The 781-nt window shown below is 68.8% G+C and carries 1 protein-coding gene; it reads left to right on the top strand.

From position 1 onward, the window contains the following. On the top strand, positions 1-772 hold a 772-nt coding region (locus C1876_RS17410; RefSeq protein ID WP_211309582.1), incomplete at its 5' end, for a sugar transferase. Positions 773-781 lie beyond the last annotated feature (9 nt).

Consider the following 781-nt stretch of genomic DNA (forward strand, 5'->3'; position numbering starts at 1 on the left):
TGATAAGCGCGGTTATGTAAAGTCAACCGAAACGCTCGGGGATCCGGGGGTTCGCGCCGAGCATCTCGAGGCATCCGACGTCGCCTTCCTCGCGCCGGAGCTCACGAGCGAGGCCGAGGGCCCCCTCCGCGCCCCCGAGCGCGCCGACGGGCGCCTGGGCTACCGCTTCGCGAAGCGCGCCTTCGACATCGCCTTCTCGCTCGCCGCGATAGCGGTGCTGCTCGTCCCCTCGATCGCGCTCTGCATCGCCATCCGCGTCGAGAGCCCCGGCTTCCCGATCTACTCCCAGAAGCGCGTCGGGCGCATCGGGCGCGGCGGCGAGGTGCGCACCTTCGACATGTACAAGTTCCGCTCCATGAGCGCCGACGCCGACGAGCGCCTGGCGGACCTGGCCGAGCTCAACGAGGCCGACGGCCCGCTGTTCAAGATCAAGGACGACCCGCGCGTAACGCGCATCGGGAGGTTCATCCGCAAGCACTCCGTCGACGAGCTCCCCCAGTTCCTGAACTGCCTCATGGGCCAGCTCTCCTGCGTGGGCCCCCGCCCGCCCCTTCCCTCCGAGGTGGCCCAGTACGACGGGCGCGCCATGCGCCGCCTCTCCGTCAAGCCCGGCCTCACCGGCTACTGGCAGGTGTCCGGCCGCAGCGACACGACGTTCGACGACATGGTGGAGTTGGACCTCAAGTACATCGAGGAGCGCTCCTTCCTGGTGGACCTGCGCGTGATAGCGAAGACGGTCGTCACGATGCTCGACGGCAAGGGGGCCTGCTAGATGGGCGAC

Source organism: Eggerthella sinensis (genome assembly GCF_003339815.1).
Lineage (GTDB): Bacteria > Actinomycetota > Coriobacteriia > Coriobacteriales > Eggerthellaceae > Eggerthella > Eggerthella sinensis.